This window comes from Mesorhizobium sp. M1334 (genome assembly GCF_040317995.1).
In the GTDB taxonomy this organism is placed as follows: Bacteria; Pseudomonadota; Alphaproteobacteria; order Rhizobiales; family Rhizobiaceae; genus Mesorhizobium.
In genome coordinates this window covers 147,717-166,777 of sequence record NZ_JAMYLM010000008.1, presented here as the reverse complement: position 1 = coordinate 166,777, position 19,061 = coordinate 147,717, and the positions used below count along the sequence as shown (strand labels likewise).

Genomic DNA, 19,061 nt, shown 5'->3' with positions numbered 1-19,061 from the left:
ATCAGCCCCGATCGGTTCGTTGCAGCTTGCGTGGCAACGGTGAAGTGCCACCATCAAGCGGCCTGCCCAGATATGCTCCCGCCGCGAGCCATCCGGTATTGGTCGTGTCGATCCCTGCCGGGATGGTGGCGCGGCGTTTTCGAGCAACATAGGGGAAGTGGCGTTTGAGGCTGTTGAGTGGCTTCTCGAAAAGCAGCCACGAAACCGAAGCCAGCATGAGCGTTGCCGTTCCCGCCACCAGAAACCGCCCCGGCCCTTGCTCCGAGACGTTGAGCGGGATCCACGGCTGCGATTTGACGACCAGCGCCAGCACTATGGGATGGTAGAGATAGACGCCGTAGCTGATGCGGCCAAAACCGAGCAGCGGCGGCAGTTCGAGAAGTTTTCCGGCGCGCCCGCCAATGCCCGTTGAACAGCTTGCAACGATGACCACCAGAGGCGCGACAGGCAGGATCTGCAACAGCAGCCAGAGACCCCATTCCTGCACTGGGTTTTCCGGCGTCGGCGAAAACCACTGCAGAACGAAAAACGCCGCCGCGAGCCCCGGCCAGCCAACTCGAAGCCATTGCGGCAAGCCAGCAGCTCTTGACCGGTAGGCGGCGAGCAGCGCGCCTGACGCCAGTGCATCCATCGACGCCGGCGGCAGCAGGTCGCGCGCCAGGCTGGGCATTCCCGCGATCGGCCAATAAAAGCGATAGGCCAGCGACAGCGCGATAACGCCGATGCAGATTGCTTCGAGGCGCCGGCGCGGCGCCAGCAGGACTATCAGCGGCCAAGCGATATAGAACTGCTCCTCTATGCTCAGGCTCCAGAAATGGCAGAGCAGCCAGGGCGTCCATTCATTCTGCGATGCGTACCAGAAGTTCGACAGATAGAGTGCATGCCAAACCAGCGATCCTCTGGACTGCTCCAGGTCCACCAGCCAGACGAAACCCAACACCGCAAAATAGGGCGGGAATATCCGCAGCGCCCGCCTGATATAGAAGGATCTCAGCGCCGGTCCGGTTTCGAATTCGGCGGCCACTCTGGCTTCCAGCAGCAGTCGCGTGATCAGAAAGCCGCTCAGCACGAAGAACAGACGCACGCCAATATGGCCCCAGAACGAGGCCCCGCCGGCCGCGAAGAAGTGGGCGTACAGCACCATCGTCACGGCGATGGCCCTCAGCGCGTCCAATTGGGTGTCGCGCGCATTTCCCATTAGCGGCGTACGCCGGCGGGACGGCGAAACTGCCAATCGGTCAACATGGCGGCGTCGTTCACGGCGCATTTCCAATCGGTAGCGCCCCCCTCACCCAGAATAGGGCCACCATTGTGCAACGCAACACAAAAAGTTGACACATTTGAAACAGGAACGTGAGACGCGACTAATAAAGCACAAAAAACAGCGGGAACCAGCCCGAATTGTCCATCTTTGACGATTTTGACACGCTGCCTTGGCCGACCAATTTCGGCGGCAGGGGTGCTGCAATGCAACATGCTCGCCGCCGCCGCGAAGCTCGTCCGCTCGATCGGCGCCAGCGGCACCGGCGTGATCCTCGTCGCGCATGATCTCTCCACAGCGCGGGCGCTGGCCGACAGGATCGTGGCTCTCAGTCTCGGACGCGTGGCCTATGATGGATCCGCCAGGCACCTGAGCGCCGACCATTTGTGGGGTCTCATGGCGAGCGGCACCCTCGCATCCGCCGGGCAATAGGAGGGCGTGTTGAAGGAGGGGGCTGCTTCGCGGCACCCACTCACGCGCAAGCTTCCCGCCTCCGGGTTACGCCTCCTTGCTGGCATTCGCGACCACCACTGCGCGACGCTCCGGCAGCCCCATTCCGACGAGCGCACCGGCGAGTGAGAGCAGAGCGGAGACGTCGATTGCCGAGGTGAAGCCATCACTGAACGCGTCGGTGGACGCGAAGCTTCCGGTCCCGGCGAACACCGCACCGGCGATCGCGATCCCAGATACGCCACCGAGGAAGCGGAATGGGTTGAACGTGCCGGCAGCCTTGCCGACCTCCGGCCGGGCGACCGCATTGAGGACCGCATTCTGCGGGGCAGGCATGGCCATCGATACGCCTGCGCCGGTAATGACCAGCGGCGCGACGAGCTGGATGTAGGGCAGATCAGGTGCTGCGATCTGCGCCAGCCAGGCCATTCCAGCCGCTTGCAGGATCAATCCGGCCACCACAAGCCAGCGCTCGCCGACGCGCTTGATCAGGCTGCCGGCGATCGGTGCGACCACAAAAAGCGTTGCGGTCCAAGGCAGCAATCCCATGCCGGCGCCGAGCGGCCCGCGGCGCTGGGAAAACTGCAGAAACTGCGGCAACAGGAATACGAGGCCGTACATGGCGGCGCAGAGCAGGAAGTTCGCCCCTACGCCCGAGGAGAATGCGCGCGCCCGGAAAAACCGCAAAGGCAGCATGGGCTCACGGGTACGTAACTGCCAAAGGACGAATGCGATGGCGAGAAGCAGCCCGGCCCGTCAGCGCCGACAGCACTTCAGAGCTGCTCCAGCCCACGATGTTGCCGCGCATCAGACCCCAGACCACTCCAAATACCGCCGCAGTTACCAGGACGACGCCGAGGACATCGATAGCCGTGCCCGGCCCGTGACTCTCCGGAATCCGACGCAGCACCAGCGGGATGAGGATGATGCCGACCGGGACATTGAGCCAGAAGATCCAGTGCCAGGAGAGGCCTTCGGAGATTGCACCGCCGGCCATCGGGCCGATGATCAGGGCCAGGCCTGTGATGCTGCTGAAGATACCCAGCGCCTTGCCTCGTTCCTCCGGAGGAAAAGCGACGCTCAGCAGCGCCATGGCCAGTGGCATGACCATTGCGGCACCCGCGCCCTGAACCGCACGGGCCGTAATCAGCAATCCGGCATTTCCAGCGAGCGCGCAGGCAACGGACGCTGCGACGAACAGCGCCAATCCGGCGATGAAGATGCGGCGGCGGCCGAACCTGTCACCGAGCGCCGCCCCGGTCATGAGCAGGACGGCAAAACTTAAATTGTAGGCGTTCATCGTCCATTGCAGCGTCTCCAGCGAGGCATCGAGTTCGACCCGCATCGTACTTAATGCGGTCGCCACGACCATCGCATCGAGAACGACCATCAAGGAGCCTATCGAGGTGAGGGCGAGAACCCAGATCTTCGTTGATGCCGCACTTTGCTTGCTCATGACGGTGGCGCCTCCTGCTTGAACAGAGGGCCCACAAGGTTCGCAGGCCCACGATGCAGAGACGCGGAGGCACCACCAAAGGATTCCAGCTAAAGAAAGTTTTTTTCGACCGAATCCTTTTGCCGTCGTCGAGCGTCTATAGGACGCTGCCCCGATGGCGGGCGCCCTGCCTGGGAGATACGCATGAAATCGACGCTTGTGCGATGACCGGATCCGCAATCGGCACGCCAGAAGGACGGGAGCCATTTGACCGGCTGCTCGGCGAATTGCGGCCGAAACTGCACCGTTATTGCGCCCGCATGACCGGTTCGGTGATCGATGCCGAGGATGTCGTTCAGGAAGCTACGGTCAAGGCGCTCGAGGCGTTCCCCGGGACCGAGCCGATAGCCAATGTCGAGGGCTGGCTGTTCCGCATCGCGCACAATGCCGCGCTCGACCACCTGCGCCGTCGCGCCAGGGCGGATGCCACGCATGCCGTCGAGGATATCGACATGATACCTGACCCCGGCATGTCGGCCGAGGGCCGACACACTGCAGCCGCAAGCCTGCAGACCTTCATGCGGCTGCCCGCGGCGCAGCGTAGCAGCGTCATCCTCATGGATGTGCTCGGCTATACGATCGAAGAGATCGGCAACATTATCGACAGCAGCGTTCCGGCGGTGAAAGCCGCACTGCATCGCGGCCGTCTGCGCCTGCGCGAGGTCGCCGGCGAGCCAGACGATCGGCCTGTGCCGGTGTTGGCCGAGCCCGAGCGGGCGCGTCTGGCAGCCTACGTAGATCGGTTCAACGCCCGCGACTTCGATGCGATCCGCGACATGCTGGCCGAAGACGTGCGGCTTGACCTCGTCAACCGGCTCCGGGCGAGCGGCCGCGCGAAAGTGGGCCGATACTTCCACAATTACGCGGGTATCCACGATTGGCAACTGCTTCCAGGCCTGGTCGATCGGCACCCAGCCATTCTGGTGATCGATCCGGATGACCCGGCCGGACGGGCAAAATACTTCATCCTGCTGGAGTGGGCGGGCGACAGATTGGCGAGAATTCGCGATTTCCGCTATGCGCGCTACACGCTTGATGGCGCCGAAGTGGTGCCTCTGCGGGCATAGCAATTCGCGTTTCATAATGCCGAACAACACTGCCAGGATCGCGGCCGCTTGCCGTCCAAGCGGCCGCCCTTTCGTCGATCCTGCTTTAAGCCGGTTGCAACTCCCTGCGCGGCAGCGGCGGGAAGGCGATCGCAATCGCCATCGCGCCAAGCCCGACAAGGGCCGAGCCGATGAACAGCCAAGAATAGCTGGCATAGGCATCGAACACCATGCCGCCGGCGAGCGGGCCGAAAGCCATGCCGAGGCTGGACAGCATGGTTACGGCACCGAACACCGTGCCGAGGATGCGCTGGCCAAAATATTCGCGCGCCAGCACCGCATAGAGCGGCATGACGCCGCCATAGGTGGCGCCGAAGATGACGGCCAGCGTGTAGAATTGACCAAGCTCGCTGACTGCAAGATAGGCTGCGATGACCACGGCCTGTATGGCCAGCCCGGTGATCAGCACCGGCTTGACGCCCAGCCGATCGGCAAGCACGCCGTAAAGCAGCCGGCCACCCAGCCCTGCCAGGCCCTCGATGCTGTAGATGCTGACCGCTGCCATCGGCGCGATGCCGCACAGCATCGCATAGCTCACCATGTGGAAGATCGGCCCGGAATGGGCCGCGCAGCAGGCAAAGAAGGTCAGTCCCAACACGATGAATTGCGGCGAGCGCAGCGCCTGCGGAACCGTCATGCCGGCACCCTCGGCGGCAACGCTTGGGGCAGCGCCTTCGGCCGCGGGCTTGGGCGGCTGGCGTACCAGAAACGCGGCCGGCAGAAGCAGCACCCACGCGGTTATGCCGATGTCGAACATCGCGGTGCGCCAGTCGTAGGCCGAAATCAGCCAGCGCGCGAAGGGCGAGATGGTCATTGGCGCCACGCCCATGCCGGCCGAGACCAGCGAGACGGCGAGGCTGCGGTTCGTGTCGAACCAGGCGGAGGTCAGCGCGATCATCGGCGCGAAGAAGGCGCTTGCCGCGAGGCCGACGAGCACGCCGTAGGCCAACTGGAAAACGAGCAGCGAACCGGTGCGGCTGGCCAGCACCAGCGCCAGGCCGAGCAGCACGGCGCCGGTCATGACGACGATGCGGGCGCCGAAGCGGTCGTAAATGGCGCCCCAGGCGAAGCCGCCGAGGCCCATTACCAGGAAGTTCAGCGTCATCGCGCTCGATATGCCGGCGCGCGACCATTGTGTGTCGAGCGCCATCGGTTCGAGGAAGATCGCCAGCGAGAACATCGCCCCGAGAGCGACACAGGTCATCAGCGCGCCAGCCGCGACGATAACCCAACGATAGGGAAGGCTCATTTCAATTTTCTCCCATGCCGGAAGCGTTGATACGGCACGACCTTTTCGAGCTTCGCCGAGCCGCTTGCGTCCGAAGGACGTTGGAGATGTTTTGAATCCGACAATCCGGTTGCATTTTTTATCCAGTCAGAAAATTGCGCCGCTCAACTGCTCCAATGCATTGACCGTGCATCGTCCCGAGCTAGATTTCCAGCCTGGCCATCAGGAGCTATCGGGTATGGAACTTCATCGCGGCCGTCTCATCGACCACCTCCAGCTGGTGGTCAGGGATCTCAAGGCCAGCCGCCGCTTCTACGAGGCAGTTCTCAACGTGCTCGGCATACCGATCGGTGGCGCCGGCGAGGATTATTTCTGGGCCGACGAACTGTTCATTTCCAGCCCCGACAGCCCGGCGGCCCTGGGAAAGCTGACCGGGCGCCATCACCTTGCCTTCCAGGCAAAGGACCGTGCGATGGTCGATGCCTTCTACAAGGCCGGGCTTGAGGCCGGCGGCACCGACAATGGTGGGCCGGGCGAGCGATCCTACCATCCCGGCTATTACGCCGCCTTCCTGCTCGATCCCGACGGCAACAATATCGAGGCCGTCCACCACGGCCCGGCCAAACGCAGCGCCGATTCAGTGAAGATCACCTTCTAGCTTCCGGTAAAGGTGGTTCGCACCGGCCGGCACGGTTGGTCTCTGCCAAACCTGGGTGCTTGCGTCAGACCGCGTCTGCCCTATCGCGTCAGTGCCGCCATTTGGCCCACCAGAAAGTCTACGAACAGCCGCGCCCGGACCGGTAGCTGCCGCCCGTAGGCATGGACGATGTGCACCGGCATGGTCGGCATCGCCACCTCGGGCAGGATGCGGACCAAGCGGCCCGCGTCGAGATCGCCCTGCACCGCAAACCGCATCAGATGCGCTATTCCCGCACTGGCAAGTGCTGCATTGCGGATGGCGTCGCCATCATCGGTATCGAGCCGCCCATCCGGGACGATCATCGTACCGTCGGCAAAGGTGACCGGATAGGGCCGGCCGGCCATCTGGTAGCGGATGAAGTCATGGTTCGCCAGATCCTCGACCGATGCCGGACGGCCGCGCCGCTCGACATACGCCGGCGAGGCCACCAGCACGATCGGCAGATTGGCGATCTTGCGGGCAACCAGCCCCGTGTCCGACAGCGCCCCCATGCGCACGGCAACGTCATAGCCTTCGCGGATCAGATCGGCGTGCCGATCGGTGACGCTGAGCTCGACTTTCACTTCGCCATGCTGCGCAAGGAACGCCTGCGCCCATGTCGCGATGAGGCCGCGCCCGAGCTCGACCGGCGCTGTAACGCGCAGCAGGCCGCGCGCCGTATCGGCCACCTGGACGATGTCTTCGGCATCGTCCAGGGCCCTGAGCAGCGGCGCCACCCGCTCGTAGTAGGCGAGGCCTTCGCTGGTGAGCCCGAGCCGACGCGTCGAGCGCTGGATCAGCCTGACGCCGAGCCGCCGCTCGAGCCGTGCCACGCTTTTCGACACCGCCGATGGGCTCGAGCCGACCAGCCGGCTGGCGGCATGGAACGAGCCGGCATCGACGGTTCGGACGAAGGCGACGAGACCGGCGGTCTTTTCGAGGATGGTGGTCATTCCGGAGTTCCAGGCACGAAAGAATGGATCATGATGATCCTAATACGCTTTTTGATCATCATTAAATACCGCTCATCGTCGACAAAGGAGAGATTGATGAGCAAGCTGAACGGCAAGGTCGCCATCGTCACCGGCGCGTCCAAGGGTATCGGCGCCGCCATTGCCAAGGGTTTTGCCACGGCCGGTGCCGCGGTGGTCGTCAACTACGCCTCGTCACGGGAAGGCGCCGACCGCGTCGTCGCGGAGATCGAGGACCGTGGCGGCCGCGCCGTCGCCGTCCAGGGCGACGTATCGCAATCGGCCGACGTGCGCCGCCTGTTCGAGGCGGCGAAGTCGGAGTTCGGCGGGCTCGACATATTGGTCAACAATGCCGGCGTCTTCGCATTCGAGCCGCTGGAAGCGGTGACGGAGGCCGAGTTCCACCGTGAGTTCGACACCAATGTGCTGGGCATCATTCTGACCACGCAAGCAGCAGTGAGCCATTTTGGCCCGAGCGGCGGCAGCATCATCAACATAAGCTCGGTCGCCAGCCGCAATCCGCAGCCGAACTCGCTCGTCTATGCCGCCACCAAGGGCGCGGTGGACACGATCACGCTGTCGATGTCGCGGGAACTCGGCGCCCGCAATATCCGCGTCAACGCCATTGCGCCCGGCGGCGTCGACACCGAAGGCCTCGAGCGTATCGGCATCGTCGGCAGCGACTTCGAAAAACAGATCGTCGCCATGACACCGCTCGGCCGCTTCGGCCTGCCCGACGACGTCGCTCGCGTCGCGGTGTTCCTCGCTTCCGACGAAGCGTCATGGCTGACCGGCGAGCGCATCACCGCCTCGGGCGGCTGGCGATAGATATGCAGGGCGCGGACCTGCCGTTTTACGGACCAGGCCCCCGCAGCGTGACATCGAGGAACACCGCAATCGATGACGACGGGGATCCAAGCCCTATGTTTCTCAGCAAGGGAGGAGCGCCGTGCGCTATCGATGACCGCTAGATGCCAAGGAGGTAACGGATGACGGGCGACGAAAAAGCAATCCGAAGGCTGGTCGAGACGTGGATGGATGCGAGCAAGCGTGGTGACATTGCGACCGTGCTCAGCTTGATGACGGACGACGCGATCTTCATGGTTCCCGGCCGGGAACCCTTCGACAAGGAGATCTTCGCGGCAGCCGCGCGGGAGACGGCCGGCGTTCATATCGACGGCACCAGCGATATCGTGGAATTACAGCTTCTCGGCAATTGGGCCTTCATCCGCAGCCGCATCGACATGACGGCGACTCCGCCGAATGGTGAGCCGGTCCATCGATCGGGATATGCACTGACGCTGCTGCGCAAGGAGGCAGACGGTGAGTGGCGGCTCGCGCGCGACGCGAACCTGCTGACTGCGCAAGGCTAGCGCCGGTCTCCGACATCCTGCACCGGAAGGCGGGCAAAGGGAGAGCGGCCAAGGGGGACCGATAAGATGGCGAGGATGCGATGCAAGCCGCCCTGAACAGTGTTCCTCCTCTACCTGATCACACGGGCAAGAGGGCGTTCGGCTTGACATCGGCGATGGAGGCGAAAGTGTGCGTTTCGCGCACACCCGGCAGCGGCAGGATGACCCGCTGCAGGAAGTCCTGGAACACCGCCATATCGGCGATCCGCGCCTTGACCAGGTAGTCGAAGCCGCCAACCACCATATGGCACTCCAGAACCTCCGGGGCTTTCGCCACGGCTTCGGCAAAACGGTCAAAGACATGCGGCGCCGTGTGGTCAAGCCGGACCTCGATGAACACCAGCGTTCCCCGGCCGACCTTGCGCGGATCGAGCACGGCTCTGACCGCGGTGATGAACCCGTCGCGGAACAGGCGCTTCACCCGCTGGCTGGTTCCGGTCGGCGACAGCCCGATACGCCCGGCCAGATCAAGCGTCGTCCGGCGCCCGTCCTCCTGCAGCAGCCGGAGCAAGCTGCGGTCTATCTGGTCGAGGTCGTCCATTTCACAATCCACTATATCTCAGGGATTTATGTGTTGATTTCACGCAGAGATGCCAAAATCAACGTATTTCATCACATGAAACCTCGCAATAGCTTGCACTTCCCTCACCCACGCGAAGCAAACGTGGTGAGCCGATTTCGACGAACAAAGGGAGTGCAGGATGACCAAGGAAGCGTTCAGTCCAGCCGGCAAGAGTGCGGCGGAAATCAGCAAGGGAGCGACCGAGATCCTGGTGCTGAGCGAAGCCGACGTGATGGCGTGCATCGACCTCAGCCAGCTTCTCGATGTTCTGGAAGACGGCTTCAAGGCGCTGTCACAAGGTAAGGTTGTCAATCCACCCCGGCCACAGCTCGACATCCCCGGAGCCGGCTACAGCCTCGCCATGCCGGCCTGGATGGAAGGCATGAACCTGACCGTTAAGATCGTCAATGTCTTCGAAGGCAACTTGGCCAAGAACCTGCCCAGCCACCTCGCCACCATCAGCCTGTTCGATCCGCTGTCCGGCCTGCCGGTCTGCATCATGGACGGCACCTTCATAACGGCGGTGCGAACCTCCGGCTCCGCTGTGCTGTCGGTGCGCGCGCTTGCCCGCCGGGATGCCAGGATAGCGACAGTGGTCGGCGCCGGCGTGCAGGCCAACCAGCATCTCCATTTGTTGCCGCTGGTGCGGGACTTTACCGAAATCCGCGTCGCTTCGAAGAGCTTCGACGATGCGGCAGCGCTTGCCCGGCTGCACCCGTCGGTGGTGGCGGTCGCCGACCTCGAGGCGGCAGTGCGCAGTTCCGACGTGGTGTGCCTGGCGACCCACTCCTATCAGCCGGTGATCGACGCAGGCTGGGTCCAGCCGGGCACGCATGTCTCGTCGGTCGGGGTGGCGCCGCCCCGCGGTGAAATGCCGATCGAGCTCATCGCCAAATCCAGTCTTTTTGTCGAAACCAAGGATGCATTCAAACCGACCCCGGTCGGTTCCTGCGAGCTTGCCGGCTTCGACCCGGATTTCGGCACCGAGCTTGGCGCCATGCTGCTCGACCGCGCGCCGGGCCGCGTTTCGGATCAGCAGATCACCACCTACAAGGCGATGGGCATTGCGATGGAAGACATGGTCGCCGCCGACCTCGCCTATCGCTGCGCCCGGCGTCTGCGCAAGGGAAAGCTCGTCGTGCTGTAGGCGCGTGCCGCCTCACGCAGGCTCGCGCTTCAATGCCTGTGCCATGCAGTGGATGCCGCCGCCGGTCTTCGAGATTTCGCTCATGTCGATGGCCGCCACCTCGAAGCCGCGCGCTTTGAGCTGGCCGATCAGCGTCTGGCTCGAAGTCGGCGCGATCACCCTGTCCTTGCCCAGCGACATGAAGTTGCAGCCGAGCGCCATCGTGTCCTGGAACGGCACGTCGATGATCTCGTGGCCCTTGCCCTTCAGCCAGTCGACGATGCCGGGCTCCGTACAGGCAAGGCAGACGGCGGTCAGTTTCTCAGCGATCGGCACCACCATCAGGTCGATATGGACGTAATATTCGTCGATGAAGGCGATGCGTGTCTCCCAGCCCTCCTTGTCGAACCAGGCCTGCACCTGACGGGCGCCCTCCTCCTGCGTGCGGGCGCCGCCGCAGCCGATCAGCACCACGCCATCCTCGATGACATTGAAGTCGCCGCCCTCGAAGGTGCCGGCGGTGACCATGTCGTAGATCGGGATGCCGAGCTTCTCATAGGTGCGGATCGCTGCGTAGTTCTCGCCGCGCCGCCACCACTGGGCCATCGCGGTGATAATGGCGCCGTACGGCGTCATGACGCTCGAATCGCGCGAATAGACCTGCATCGGCAGCTCCGGCGTCGGCTCGTGCCAGTGGATGTTGACGCCGAAATGCTCATAGGCGGCGACCAGGTCCTTGTGCTGTGCCTGCGCGATCTGGAGGTTGCAAGGCGCCTCGCGCAGATGTTTTCGCGACAGCGAGCTGGTCGAGAGATGGCGCAGGAAATTCGGCGAGCCGAGCAGCACGTCGGTCAGCACGTCGGTCTCGTTGGCGAAACCCCAGGCGGTCAACGGCTTGGTGCCGCCCGCCGGGTTGCGGCGCTGCAGCGAAAACGGCTCGGCGACGATGCGGTCATGGACGGTCATGGGTCTCTCCTCGTGATGGGGGCGGCTGGTTGATCATGCGGCTTGGTTGCTTGGTATCCACCAATCCCGTCCGCGCGGGGTGGTGATGTATTCCGGCCAGCGAAATCCGATCGGCGGATCGTAGTCGCAGAGTGGGGCGATCCAGTTCGAGCCGCCGATGCCACCGCCGGTTCGGGCGACGAATTCGTCCATCGCCGCGTCGCGCGCAGCCTCGTCTTCCAACAAGCGAAGTGCCGCGAGCGCAATGGTCTTTGCGGCGCAGATGACCATCGGGTCGATGGTGGCAGAAATGCCGCCCAGCGCATTCATCGCCCAGCCCGGATAGGCGTGACCATTCTCCGAGCGCAGGGCCGGGCGGGCGACATAGAACCGCGCCGTCGGCGCATGCCACGACATATCCGTATAGTCGTCGGAAGTCGAATTGAGCTGCGATGGCGGCAGGTCGCGACGCAGCAGCGCCTCTGCATCCTGCGGCGCAATCAGCCGCTCCAGCTCGGCGATGAACGGTTCGTCGCTCGCCTCGCCGCCGGCATTGACCTGGATTTCGCGGGCGATCGCCTTGGCCGTCTCGTCCCAGCGCGGCGGCCCGACCGCCGCCAGCGCGTCGAAGGCAATGCCGGCCATGACGTGATTGGCCAGCCCCGGCCGCGACTTCGACACCCAGTGCCGCTCATGGCGGCAGCCGCTCATCCTGGCTGCGGCTTCCGCATTGCGGTCGAGCATGGCGGTGACCTGCTCGGCCATAGCAAGCGTCGGCACGCGGATCATGTACTGGATCTCGGCCAGCCCGGCCGGCAGATTGTCGGCGGTCGCCTGGCCCGCCGTCAGGATCGCCTCGCTGATCGACCAGCCGCCCTGATGCGGCAGCATGGAATCGCGCAGCGCCTTGGACGCCATGTACATCATCATGAGCGCGTCGTTGGCGCCGGGCGCCCTGACCGCCGAATGCGCCTGCGGGATGGGTGCTGCGGTGCCTGCCGCCCTCGCCCAATGTTCCGGCTCGTCGCAGATGAAGCGGTGGATCATCGCATAGGCCGCACCGCAATGCGTGTCCCAGCGCGCCGTGTTGCAGAGCGGCAGCATGTAGAAAGGATGGAAGGAGATCATACCCGCCAGCCCATCGTAATAGCCCTTCGCGGCATGGATCGGCTTCGATCCCCTCACCTTCTCCGCCGGCTCGCCGGTGAAGCGCAGCGTGCCTGATATGCCGTGGCGCTGCATTGCTGCCTTGGTCGCCAAAAGGCCGCCGAGGCTGGCAATGCCGAGGCCGGAATGCGGATCGGTGTGGCCGCCCGCCTGTTCGCCGAGGCCCGGACGCGGTCGCTTCACCGTTGCCGCGTCCTGGCAATTGCCCGGCACCGCGTCGTATTCGGCGTACATGCCGATCGTCGGGCCGGTCCCGTTAATCCAATGGGCGCAGAAGGCCGTTGGCATACCGCCGGAGCCTTCCTCGACCGAAAAGCCTTCGTGCTTCAACTGCTCCACATACCAGGTGGCCGACTGGTATTCGCGCCAGGCGGTCTCGCCGAAGTCGAAGATGGTCCGCGTCCACGCCGACAGGGACGGCTGGATGTCGTCCAGACAGGCAAGCGCGGTCGCTTGTGCCGAGGTCATCGGTTTCTCCATGGTGGAAAGAAAGCAGTGAAGCGCCCCGCCAAAAAGTGATATGTTTTCCCGGCTCATGCAAATTCGGTTCACCTCTTGAGAATTCCCTCGACGCAGGCGCTGCGCGCCCTCGACAGTTTTGCCCGCCACGGCAGCGTCTGGCGCGCCGCCGACGAACTGCATCTGACCCGCAGTGCGGTGAGCCATCAATTGCGCCTGCTCGAACGCGACCTCGGCTTCGATCTGCTCGAACGCATCGGCAAGGGCGTGGCGCTCACGCCACGCGGCCAGCGCTATGCCAGCGACGTGCGCAAGGCGCTGACGGTGTTGGGTGACGCGGTGACGCGCCATGCCGGCACCGGCGTCGGCGGTTCGTTCAGCGTCAGTTGCACCCCCGGCTTCGCCTCGCTTTTCCTGTGCACTCACATTGGCGAATTCCGGCAGATGTATCCCGACGTCGCGCTCCGCATCCTGACGCCGCGCCGCCTCGATGACGTCAGCAATGCCGAGGCCGACGCCTTCATCGCCTTTGGTGTCGGCAACTGGCCGAACCGCGCGGTCGAGCTGTTGTGCGAGATCTCGTTCACGCCGCTGTGCAGCCCGACGCTGCTCAACAAGATCGGCGGCTTCTCCAAGCCGGCAGACGTGCTGCGCGCCAATCTCCTGCATCTCGGTGACACCGAGGACTGGGCGCGTTGGCTGGCGCTGTCCAAAGTCGAGAACCCCGACCCGGAAGGCGGCATCTTCTTTTCCGACATGAACCTGGTCTTTTCGGCGGCGATCGCCGGCCAGGGCATCGCCATGGGCGACGAGCTGACCAGCGGCCGGGCACTGAGCGAAGGCCGGCTGGTGCGCCCCTTCGACATAGCGATCAATTCCCCGCGCTCGTATTTTCTGGTCTCGGAACATGCCAAGGCGGCGCATCCGGTGCTGGAGGCGTTTGGGCGGTGGCTGAGGTCGAAGCTGTCGGAGAACCAGCGTTAATCTCCCCCCTCGAGGGGGAGATGGCCGCGAAGCGGCCAGAGGGGGTCGGTCCGACTGGGCTCGGCCCGGTCTGATTTTCGAAGAAAGAGGAAGTTGGCGCTTCACGCGAGACGACCCCCCCTCCGTCGCCTTCGGCGACATCTCCCCAAGATTGGCGCATAGATGAATCAAATTTGCCGATCAGGCGAAAACTATTCGGTTGCGGTAAGCCGCCGCCCTGCATACGATTTCGCCTACGCTAAGGAAAGGGCAGGATGCAGCAACCCGGCCGGGCCGCAGAGATCAAGGCAATCGGGATCGGCAAGAGCTTCGGCTCGTTCCGTGCGCTGGACGATCTGACGCTCGATATCGGCCGTGGCGAGTTCCTTACCCTGCTCGGCCCCTCCGGTTCCGGCAAGACCACCTTCCTGATGATCCTTGCCGGCTTCATTCAGCCGACCGACGGTCGCCTTTACAGCGACGGCGTCGATATCACCGAGCGGCCGGCCGAGCAGCGCGCCGCCGGCATGGTTTTCCAGGGCTACGCACTGTTCCCGCATATGAGCGTCGAGGCCAATATCGCCTTCCCGCTCAAGGTGAGAAAGAAATCGGCGGCCGAGATCAAGCGCCGCGTCGGCGACATGATCGAGCGCGTCGGGCTCAAGGGCCACGAAAAGAAACTGCCGTCGCAATTGTCCGGCGGCCAGCAGCAACGCGTGGCCCTGGCCCGGGCGCTGGTCTTCGAGCCGGGCGTGCTTTTGCTTGACGAGCCGTTTTCGGCACTCGACAAGGGCCTGCGCGGCCAGATGCAGGCCGAGATGAAGCGGCTGCACCAGGAGACCGGCACCACCTTCGTCTTCGTCACCCATGACCAGAGCGAGGCGTTGGCGTTGTCGTCTCGCGTCGCCATCTTCAACCATGGCAAACTGCTGCAGGTCGGCGCGCCCGACGAGGTCTACGACCGGCCCGACAACCGCTTCGTCGCCGAGTTCCTGGGTGAGATCAACATGCTGCCGCTGAAGGGCGTGCGCCCGGCCGACAATGGCTCGACCGGCCTCTGCGAAGACCGCGCGATCAGCATGCGCTGCAAGGCCGAGAAGGTCCGTGGCGACGCCATCCTGGCGATCCGGCCCGAATACATGTCGATCGCACGCGAGGCGGCAGCGGGCGAGAACGGTATTGCCGCGACTGCCGTCGCCTCGACCTATCTCGGCGCTGCGACGCGGCTCGATCTGACGACGCGCCAAGGCGCCAAGGTCACGGTCTCGGTGCCGAACGAGGTTGCCGCTTCCGCGCTCAGCAAGGGCAATTCCGTGTGGCTGACCTGGCCGGCGGAAAAGGGTTTCCTCCTGCCGGACGGAGGACAATGACGATCGGCGTAGCGAAGCTGAATTCGCCAAGCCGACTTCCGGAAAATATCAACGACAAAAAAGGGGAACTGACATGACAAACGAAACCAAGAAACATTCCATCGAGGCGCTGTCCGCCAGGGCAGTGCGCGGCGAGATCTCGCGCCGGCAGTTCACGCAACTAGCCGCACTGGTGCTGGCCGGCACGCCGATGCTGCTGCGCTCGACCGGCGCCTTTGCCGCGGCTAAGGAACTGGTGCTGGTCAACTGGGGCGGCGACGCCATCACCGCCTATGACGCGGCTTATGGCCAAGCCTTCACCAAAGAGACGGGCATCACCGTCAAGATGGACGGCTCCGGTCCGACCGAAGGCGCGATCGCGGCGCAGTTCAAGAGCGGCGCGCCGACCTGGGACCTGGTCGACGTCGATCCGTTCTCGGCCATCACGCTCGGCGCGCAAGGCATGCTCGAGCCGATCGATTATTCGATCGTCGACAAGAAGAAGATGCGGCCGGGCTTCGGCTGGGAGTACGCCGCCTCGACCTATTTCTTCTCCTATGTCATCGCCTACGATGCCGAGAAATACGGCAGCCAGGCACCGACCGGCATGGCCGACTTCTTCGACGTGGCAAAATTCCCCGGCAAGCGCTCGCTCTACAAATGGGGCGTGTCGAGCTGGGAAGCGGCACTGCTTGCCGACGGCATCGCTCCGGCCTCGCTCTATCCGCTCGACCTCAAGCGCGCGCATGACAAGATCGCCGCCTTCAAGGAGAACGTCGTAGCCTATTGGGGTGGCGGCGCCGAAAGCCAGAGCGTGCTGCTCAATGGCGAGGCCTCGATGGCGATCGTCTGGTCGACCCGGGCTTCGCTCATCGAGCAGGATTCCGGCGGCAAGATCAAGTTCATCTGGGACCAGGGCCTGATCTCGCCCGGCGCGCTCGCCGTGCTCAAGGGCAATCCCGGCGGCAAGGACGCGGCGATGAAGTTCATCGCCAGCACCCAGGACCCGGAGAAGGAACTCATCATGTTCGACAAGCTCGGCCAAGGTCCGGCCAACCCGGCCGCCGACGCGCTGATCCCCGCCGACAAGAAGCGCATCAACCCCGTCGATCCCGAGAACATGAAAAAGCAGATCCCGCTCGACATGGATTGGTACGCCAAGAACTACGGGGCAGCACTCGACGAATACACGAAGATCATCTCCGCCTGACAAGCCGGGATAGCCGGGGGCGAGATGAGAGCACACCTCTCCGACAGGATGGGCGCGGCGCTGCTGATGGCGCCGCTGCTCCTCTTTCTTGTGCTGGCTTACGCCTGGCCATTCCTCGGCGTGGTCAAATGGAGCTTCACCCTGCCCACGCCGGGGCTGGGGCAGTACAATGCGCTGCTCACGGATCAGCTGGTGCAGTCGGTCTTCATCCGCACACTGCGCATCGCCGCGATCGTCACCATCGTTTCGGTTGCCGCCGCCTACGCCATTACCGTTGTCTGGGTGCGCGGCACGCCGGTGCAGCGCGTCGTGGCCGAGTTCTGCATCCTGGTGCCGTTCTGGATCTCGGTGCTGACGCGCGCCTTCGGCTGGGTGGCGCTTTTGTCCAATCGCGGCCTGATCAACACCTGGCTGCAGGCGGTCGGCTTCATCTCGGAGCCGCTGGCTCTGGTGCGCAACGAGTTCGGCGTTATCGTCGGCATGACGCATTTCCTCATCCCCTTCGCGGTGTTTCCACTGGCCTCTTCGATGCGAAGCCTCGACGACCGTGTGCTGCTGGCGGCGCGCGGCCTCGGCTCCAGCCGCATGCGCACCTTCTGGTCGGTGTTCGTGCCGATGACCCGCTCCGGCATCATCGGCTCGGCGCTGATCGTCTTCGTCTTTTCGCTCGGCTTCTTCGTCACGCCGGCGATTCTCGGCGGCGGCCGCAGCGTGATGATCGCCGAGCTGATCTATCTCCGCATCTTCCAGAGCCCGGACTGGGGCCTGGGTGCGGCGATCAGCGTGGTGCTGGTGCTGTTCGTCGGCGCGCTGATGGCGCTGCTTTTCCGCTATATCAGGCCGAAGCAGTTGGTGTAGCGCGATGCCGACCTACCGCCCCGGTCCCGTCTCGCTGATCCTCGCCGCCCTGGTCGCGCTATTCCTGCTGTTGCCGTTGCTCGCCGTGATCCCGGTGTCGCTGACGCCGAGCCGCATGCTGGCGATGCCGTCGGGCGAACTGTCGCTGCGCCATTACCGGGCGCTGATCGAGGATCCGCGCTGGATCAATGCGATCCTGCTCTCGATCAGGATCGGCATAGTCAGCAGCGCCTTTTCCACGGTGCTGGCGCTGGGCTTCAGCCTCGGCGTCTGGATGTTCCAGCCGCGCTTCACCGCCGCTCTCGTCGGCTTCGTGCTGCTGCCGATGGTGGTGCCGCCGGTGGTGTCGGCAATCACGCTCTATTTCCTGCTGACCTCGATCTCGGGGTTCTCGTCGTTCTTCGGCTATGACACCTGGCTGGGTGTCGCGATGGCGCATGCGGTGATGACGGTGCCCTTCGCCACGGTGCTGATCCTGGTGTCGCTCAGCCAGCTCGACCGCCGCATCGACCTCGCCGCCCGCGGCCTCGGCGCGACCGTATGGGAGCGCGCCACCCGCATCATCATGCCCAATATCAAGTTCGGCATCGTCACCGCAGCACTGCTCTCCTTCGTGCTGTCCTGGGAAGAGATCGGCGTCACCCTGTTCATCACCTCGGTCAACGCCATCACGCTGCCGCGGCTAATGTGGATGGGCCTGCGCGACAACATCGACCCGGCGATAGCAGCGCTCTCGGTGATCCTGATCGTCATCACCGTGCTGGTGCTTGTGGCGCGCAGCGTCGTGGTCAGGCTGCGCGCGGCGCAGTAGACGCGCCTCACGCCGTGGTGACTGGCGCAAATGAAACCTTGCGCTACGATTTTCGTTATAGGTAGTTCAACACGTCGAAGGCTTCGCCATGAACCAAGGATGGTTTTCCAAGCCGGTTGCGGTTGCGGTCGGCATCGTGGGAGATATCCGCAACATTTCCAATGCACGGCAGGCTGTCGAATTGCTGGAAGCCCACTGGCGCGACGCCGGCAGCGCCAAACACGGCTTGGCACTGCGCACATGCCGCCGCGCCATGAGCGACGATCGCTGGACCGAAGCCGCCAGGGACGCGTTCATCGAGGCCGCGCGGGAGGCGCACGTCCTGGTCGAGCGAGCCGTCGAACCGCAGGACCGGTCCAGGCAGGCGGGACCGTGATCGATTTATGAGAGCCTCGGTGGTTCGGCCGATCTATCGCATCTCAGGCAGCATGCAGCCTTGGAATGGCGCTGACGTCGACCTCGCGCTCCGCGTGCCACGCATCGTAAGCGGCCTGCATCCTGAGCCAGATCGCGGCGCCGTCGCCGAACATCTTTCCAAGGCGCGCCGCAACAGCCGGCGACACCGACTTCTTTTCGCGGATGATGTCATAAAGCTGCTGGCGCGAGATTCCGAGCAGATTGGCGATTTCCACCTTGGTCTTGCCGGTTGCCGGGATAATGTCGTCGAGCAACGCCCCGGGGTGGGATGGGCAGCGCTCCATCGGACGCATCGGCTCATACACGCTCATAATCGATTTCTCCAATCTAAGCCGTCTCAATGGTACTGTTCGAAATCGACGCCGACAGCATCATTGGCGTCGAATTCAAATGTGATGCACCACGGCCCGTTGACATGCACCGTGTAGCGGGTCGGGCTGAAGCCCTTCGACGCGTGGAAGTCGAAGCCGGGCAGGTCCATGTCGTCAGGCCTTTCCGAGACTTCCAAACGGTCAAGCCGGATAAGGATGCGCTTATGCATCTTGGCGTCGATCTTTCCGGTCTTTCCGGTTTGAAAGAGGTTCGCCAGCGC

The 19,061-nt window shown here is 64.0% G+C and carries 22 protein-coding genes; 12 read left to right on the top strand and 10 right to left on the bottom strand.

Annotated features, from left to right (window positions below; genetic code table 11):
- Position 1: 1 nt before the first annotated feature.
- A complete protein-coding gene (locus tag NKH17_RS17020) occupies positions 2–1,198 on the bottom strand; it encodes an acyltransferase family protein (protein ID WP_352897717.1) in 1,197 nt (398 codons plus the stop codon).
- A gap of 276 nt (positions 1,199–1,474) precedes the next feature.
- Here NKH17_RS17020 and NKH17_RS17015 point away from each other — a divergent pair, with 276 nt between their 5' ends.
- Positions 1,475–1,693: an ATP-binding cassette domain-containing protein gene (locus tag NKH17_RS17015; RefSeq protein WP_352897716.1), complete on the top strand. Its 219-nt coding sequence runs from the start codon at positions 1,475–1,477 to the stop codon at positions 1,691–1,693.
- Positions 1,694–1,759: 66 nt separating this feature from the next.
- Here NKH17_RS17015 and NKH17_RS17010 read toward each other — a convergent pair whose 3' ends face one another.
- Positions 1,760–2,407 (bottom strand): MFS transporter, encoded by a 648-nt coding sequence (locus NKH17_RS17010; protein WP_352897715.1) that lies wholly within the window; start codon positions 2,405–2,407, stop codon positions 1,760–1,762.
- 4 nt (positions 2,408–2,411) lie between these two features.
- Positions 2,412–3,101 carry an MFS transporter gene (locus NKH17_RS17005; RefSeq protein ID WP_352897714.1) on the bottom strand — a complete coding sequence of 230 codons (690 nt, stop codon included), beginning with the start codon at positions 3,099–3,101 and terminating at the stop codon, positions 2,412–2,414.
- Positions 3,102–3,370: 269 nt separating this feature from the next.
- Between NKH17_RS17005 and NKH17_RS17000 the strand changes: the two genes are divergently transcribed.
- Positions 3,371–4,273, top strand: coding sequence for a sigma-70 family RNA polymerase sigma factor (locus NKH17_RS17000; protein ID WP_352897712.1), 903 nt, complete (start codon positions 3,371–3,373; stop codon positions 4,271–4,273).
- Between the two features lie 85 nt (positions 4,274–4,358).
- On the opposite strand, the gene NKH17_RS16995 is transcribed toward NKH17_RS17000, so the two are convergent.
- Positions 4,359–5,561: an MFS transporter gene (locus tag NKH17_RS16995; RefSeq protein ID WP_254819429.1), complete on the bottom strand. Its 1,203-nt coding sequence runs from the start codon at positions 5,559–5,561 to the stop codon at positions 4,359–4,361.
- Between the two features lie 217 nt (positions 5,562–5,778).
- On the opposite strand from NKH17_RS16995, the gene NKH17_RS16990 reads away from it, so the two are divergent.
- A complete protein-coding gene (locus NKH17_RS16990) occupies positions 5,779–6,198 on the top strand; it encodes a VOC family protein (protein ID WP_352897710.1) in 420 nt (139 codons plus the stop codon).
- An 80-nt stretch (positions 6,199–6,278) separates the two neighbouring features.
- On the opposite strand, the gene NKH17_RS16985 is transcribed toward NKH17_RS16990, so the two are convergent.
- Positions 6,279–7,172: a LysR family transcriptional regulator gene (locus NKH17_RS16985; protein WP_352897708.1), complete on the bottom strand. Its 894-nt coding sequence runs from the start codon at positions 7,170–7,172 to the stop codon at positions 6,279–6,281.
- Positions 7,173–7,268: 96 nt separating this feature from the next.
- Here NKH17_RS16985 and NKH17_RS16980 point away from each other — a divergent pair, with 96 nt between their 5' ends.
- Entirely contained in the window at positions 7,269–8,018 is a 750-nt protein-coding gene (locus tag NKH17_RS16980) for an SDR family NAD(P)-dependent oxidoreductase (protein WP_352803199.1), read from the top strand.
- Between the two features lie 161 nt (positions 8,019–8,179).
- Positions 8,180–8,563, top strand: coding sequence for a YybH family protein (locus NKH17_RS16975; RefSeq protein ID WP_352705684.1), 384 nt, complete (start codon positions 8,180–8,182; stop codon positions 8,561–8,563).
- A gap of 118 nt (positions 8,564–8,681) precedes the next feature.
- On the opposite strand, the gene NKH17_RS16970 is transcribed toward NKH17_RS16975, so the two are convergent.
- Complete coding sequence (locus NKH17_RS16970; RefSeq protein ID WP_254819434.1) at positions 8,682–9,143, bottom strand: Lrp/AsnC family transcriptional regulator; 462 nt, start codon at positions 9,141–9,143, stop codon at positions 8,682–8,684.
- 160 nt (positions 9,144–9,303) lie between these two features.
- Here NKH17_RS16970 and NKH17_RS16965 point away from each other — a divergent pair, with 160 nt between their 5' ends.
- Complete coding sequence (locus NKH17_RS16965) at positions 9,304–10,311, top strand: ornithine cyclodeaminase family protein (protein WP_352649640.1); 1,008 nt, start codon at positions 9,304–9,306, stop codon at positions 10,309–10,311.
- 12 nt (positions 10,312–10,323) lie between these two features.
- Here the strand turns inward: NKH17_RS16965 and NKH17_RS16960 are convergent, their stop codons facing one another.
- Positions 10,324–11,256, bottom strand: coding sequence for a dimethylarginine dimethylaminohydrolase family protein (locus NKH17_RS16960; RefSeq protein ID WP_254819436.1), 933 nt, complete (start codon positions 11,254–11,256; stop codon positions 10,324–10,326).
- A 33-nt stretch (positions 11,257–11,289) separates the two neighbouring features.
- Positions 11,290–12,882, bottom strand: a complete 1,593-nt coding sequence (locus tag NKH17_RS16955) for a zinc-binding metallopeptidase family protein (RefSeq protein WP_502904666.1) — start codon at positions 12,880–12,882, stop codon at positions 11,290–11,292.
- Positions 12,883–12,957: 75 nt separating this feature from the next.
- On the opposite strand from NKH17_RS16955, the gene NKH17_RS16950 reads away from it, so the two are divergent.
- From NKH17_RS16950 to NKH17_RS16925, 6 genes are all read left to right on the top strand, one after another.
- On the top strand, positions 12,958–13,845 hold the full coding sequence (locus NKH17_RS16950) for a LysR substrate-binding domain-containing protein (protein ID WP_254819437.1): 888 nt from the start codon (positions 12,958–12,960) through the stop codon (positions 13,843–13,845).
- 254 nt (positions 13,846–14,099) lie between these two features.
- Positions 14,100–15,194, top strand: coding sequence for an ABC transporter ATP-binding protein (locus NKH17_RS16945; protein ID WP_352649642.1), 1,095 nt, complete (start codon positions 14,100–14,102; stop codon positions 15,192–15,194).
- 73 nt (positions 15,195–15,267) lie between these two features.
- Entirely contained in the window at positions 15,268–16,383 is a 1,116-nt protein-coding gene (locus NKH17_RS16940) for an ABC transporter substrate-binding protein (RefSeq protein WP_352897704.1), read from the top strand.
- A 24-nt stretch (positions 16,384–16,407) separates the two neighbouring features.
- Entirely contained in the window at positions 16,408–17,241 is an 834-nt protein-coding gene (locus tag NKH17_RS16935) for an ABC transporter permease (RefSeq protein ID WP_352507128.1), read from the top strand.
- Positions 17,242–17,245: 4 nt separating this feature from the next.
- Positions 17,246–18,052 (top strand): ABC transporter permease, encoded by an 807-nt coding sequence (locus NKH17_RS16930; protein ID WP_352897702.1) that lies wholly within the window; start codon positions 17,246–17,248, stop codon positions 18,050–18,052.
- 88 nt (positions 18,053–18,140) lie between these two features.
- Complete coding sequence (locus tag NKH17_RS16925) at positions 18,141–18,428, top strand: DUF982 domain-containing protein (RefSeq protein WP_352475640.1); 288 nt, start codon at positions 18,141–18,143, stop codon at positions 18,426–18,428.
- A 43-nt stretch (positions 18,429–18,471) separates the two neighbouring features.
- Here the strand turns inward: NKH17_RS16925 and NKH17_RS16920 are convergent, their stop codons facing one another.
- Both NKH17_RS16920 and NKH17_RS16915 read right to left on the bottom strand, forming a co-directional pair.
- The gene (locus tag NKH17_RS16920) at positions 18,472–18,780 is read right to left on the bottom strand and encodes a HigA family addiction module antitoxin (RefSeq protein WP_352897700.1); all 309 of its coding nucleotides are present in this window, start codon (positions 18,778–18,780) and stop codon (positions 18,472–18,474) included.
- A gap of 26 nt (positions 18,781–18,806) precedes the next feature.
- A complete protein-coding gene (locus NKH17_RS16915) occupies positions 18,807–19,058 on the bottom strand; it encodes a type II toxin-antitoxin system RelE/ParE family toxin (RefSeq protein ID WP_352897726.1) in 252 nt (83 codons plus the stop codon).
- Positions 19,059–19,061 lie beyond the last annotated feature (3 nt).

Bases quoted from the DNA above. Each gene is read 5' to 3' on its own strand.
- NKH17_RS17020 (WP_352897717.1), bottom strand. From the start codon at position 1,198: ATGGGAAATGCGCGCGACACCCAATTGGACGCGCTGAGGGCCATCGCC.
- NKH17_RS17015 (WP_352897716.1), top strand. From the start codon at position 1,475: ATGCTCGCCGCCGCCGCGAAGCTCGTCCGCTCGATCGGCGCCAGCGGC.
- NKH17_RS17010 (WP_352897715.1), bottom strand. From the start codon at position 2,407: ATGCTGCCTTTGCGGTTTTTCCGGGCGCGCGCATTCTCCTCGGGCGTA.
- NKH17_RS17005 (WP_352897714.1), bottom strand. From the start codon at position 3,101: ATGGTCGTTCTCGATGCGATGGTCGTGGCGACCGCATTAAGTACGATG.
- NKH17_RS17000 (WP_352897712.1), top strand. From the start codon at position 3,371: ATGACCGGATCCGCAATCGGCACGCCAGAAGGACGGGAGCCATTTGAC.
- NKH17_RS16995 (WP_254819429.1), bottom strand. From the start codon at position 5,561: ATGAGCCTTCCCTATCGTTGGGTTATCGTCGCGGCTGGCGCGCTGATG.
- NKH17_RS16990 (WP_352897710.1), top strand. From the start codon at position 5,779: ATGGAACTTCATCGCGGCCGTCTCATCGACCACCTCCAGCTGGTGGTC.
- NKH17_RS16985 (WP_352897708.1), bottom strand. From the start codon at position 7,172: ATGACCACCATCCTCGAAAAGACCGCCGGTCTCGTCGCCTTCGTCCGA.
- NKH17_RS16980 (WP_352803199.1), top strand. From the start codon at position 7,269: ATGAGCAAGCTGAACGGCAAGGTCGCCATCGTCACCGGCGCGTCCAAG.
- NKH17_RS16975 (WP_352705684.1), top strand. From the start codon at position 8,180: ATGACGGGCGACGAAAAAGCAATCCGAAGGCTGGTCGAGACGTGGATG.
- NKH17_RS16970 (WP_254819434.1), bottom strand. From the start codon at position 9,143: ATGGACGACCTCGACCAGATAGACCGCAGCTTGCTCCGGCTGCTGCAG.
- NKH17_RS16965 (WP_352649640.1), top strand. From the start codon at position 9,304: ATGACCAAGGAAGCGTTCAGTCCAGCCGGCAAGAGTGCGGCGGAAATC.
- NKH17_RS16960 (WP_254819436.1), bottom strand. From the start codon at position 11,256: ATGACCGTCCATGACCGCATCGTCGCCGAGCCGTTTTCGCTGCAGCGC.
- NKH17_RS16955 (WP_502904666.1), bottom strand. From the start codon at position 12,882: ATGGAGAAACCGATGACCTCGGCACAAGCGACCGCGCTTGCCTGTCTG.
- NKH17_RS16945 (WP_352649642.1), top strand. From the start codon at position 14,100: ATGCAGCAACCCGGCCGGGCCGCAGAGATCAAGGCAATCGGGATCGGC.
- NKH17_RS16940 (WP_352897704.1), top strand. From the start codon at position 15,268: ATGACAAACGAAACCAAGAAACATTCCATCGAGGCGCTGTCCGCCAGG.
- NKH17_RS16935 (WP_352507128.1), top strand. From the start codon at position 16,408: ATGAGAGCACACCTCTCCGACAGGATGGGCGCGGCGCTGCTGATGGCG.
- NKH17_RS16930 (WP_352897702.1), top strand. From the start codon at position 17,246: ATGCCGACCTACCGCCCCGGTCCCGTCTCGCTGATCCTCGCCGCCCTG.
- NKH17_RS16925 (WP_352475640.1), top strand. From the start codon at position 18,141: ATGAACCAAGGATGGTTTTCCAAGCCGGTTGCGGTTGCGGTCGGCATC.
- NKH17_RS16920 (WP_352897700.1), bottom strand. From the start codon at position 18,780: ATGAGCGTGTATGAGCCGATGCGTCCGATGGAGCGCTGCCCATCCCAC.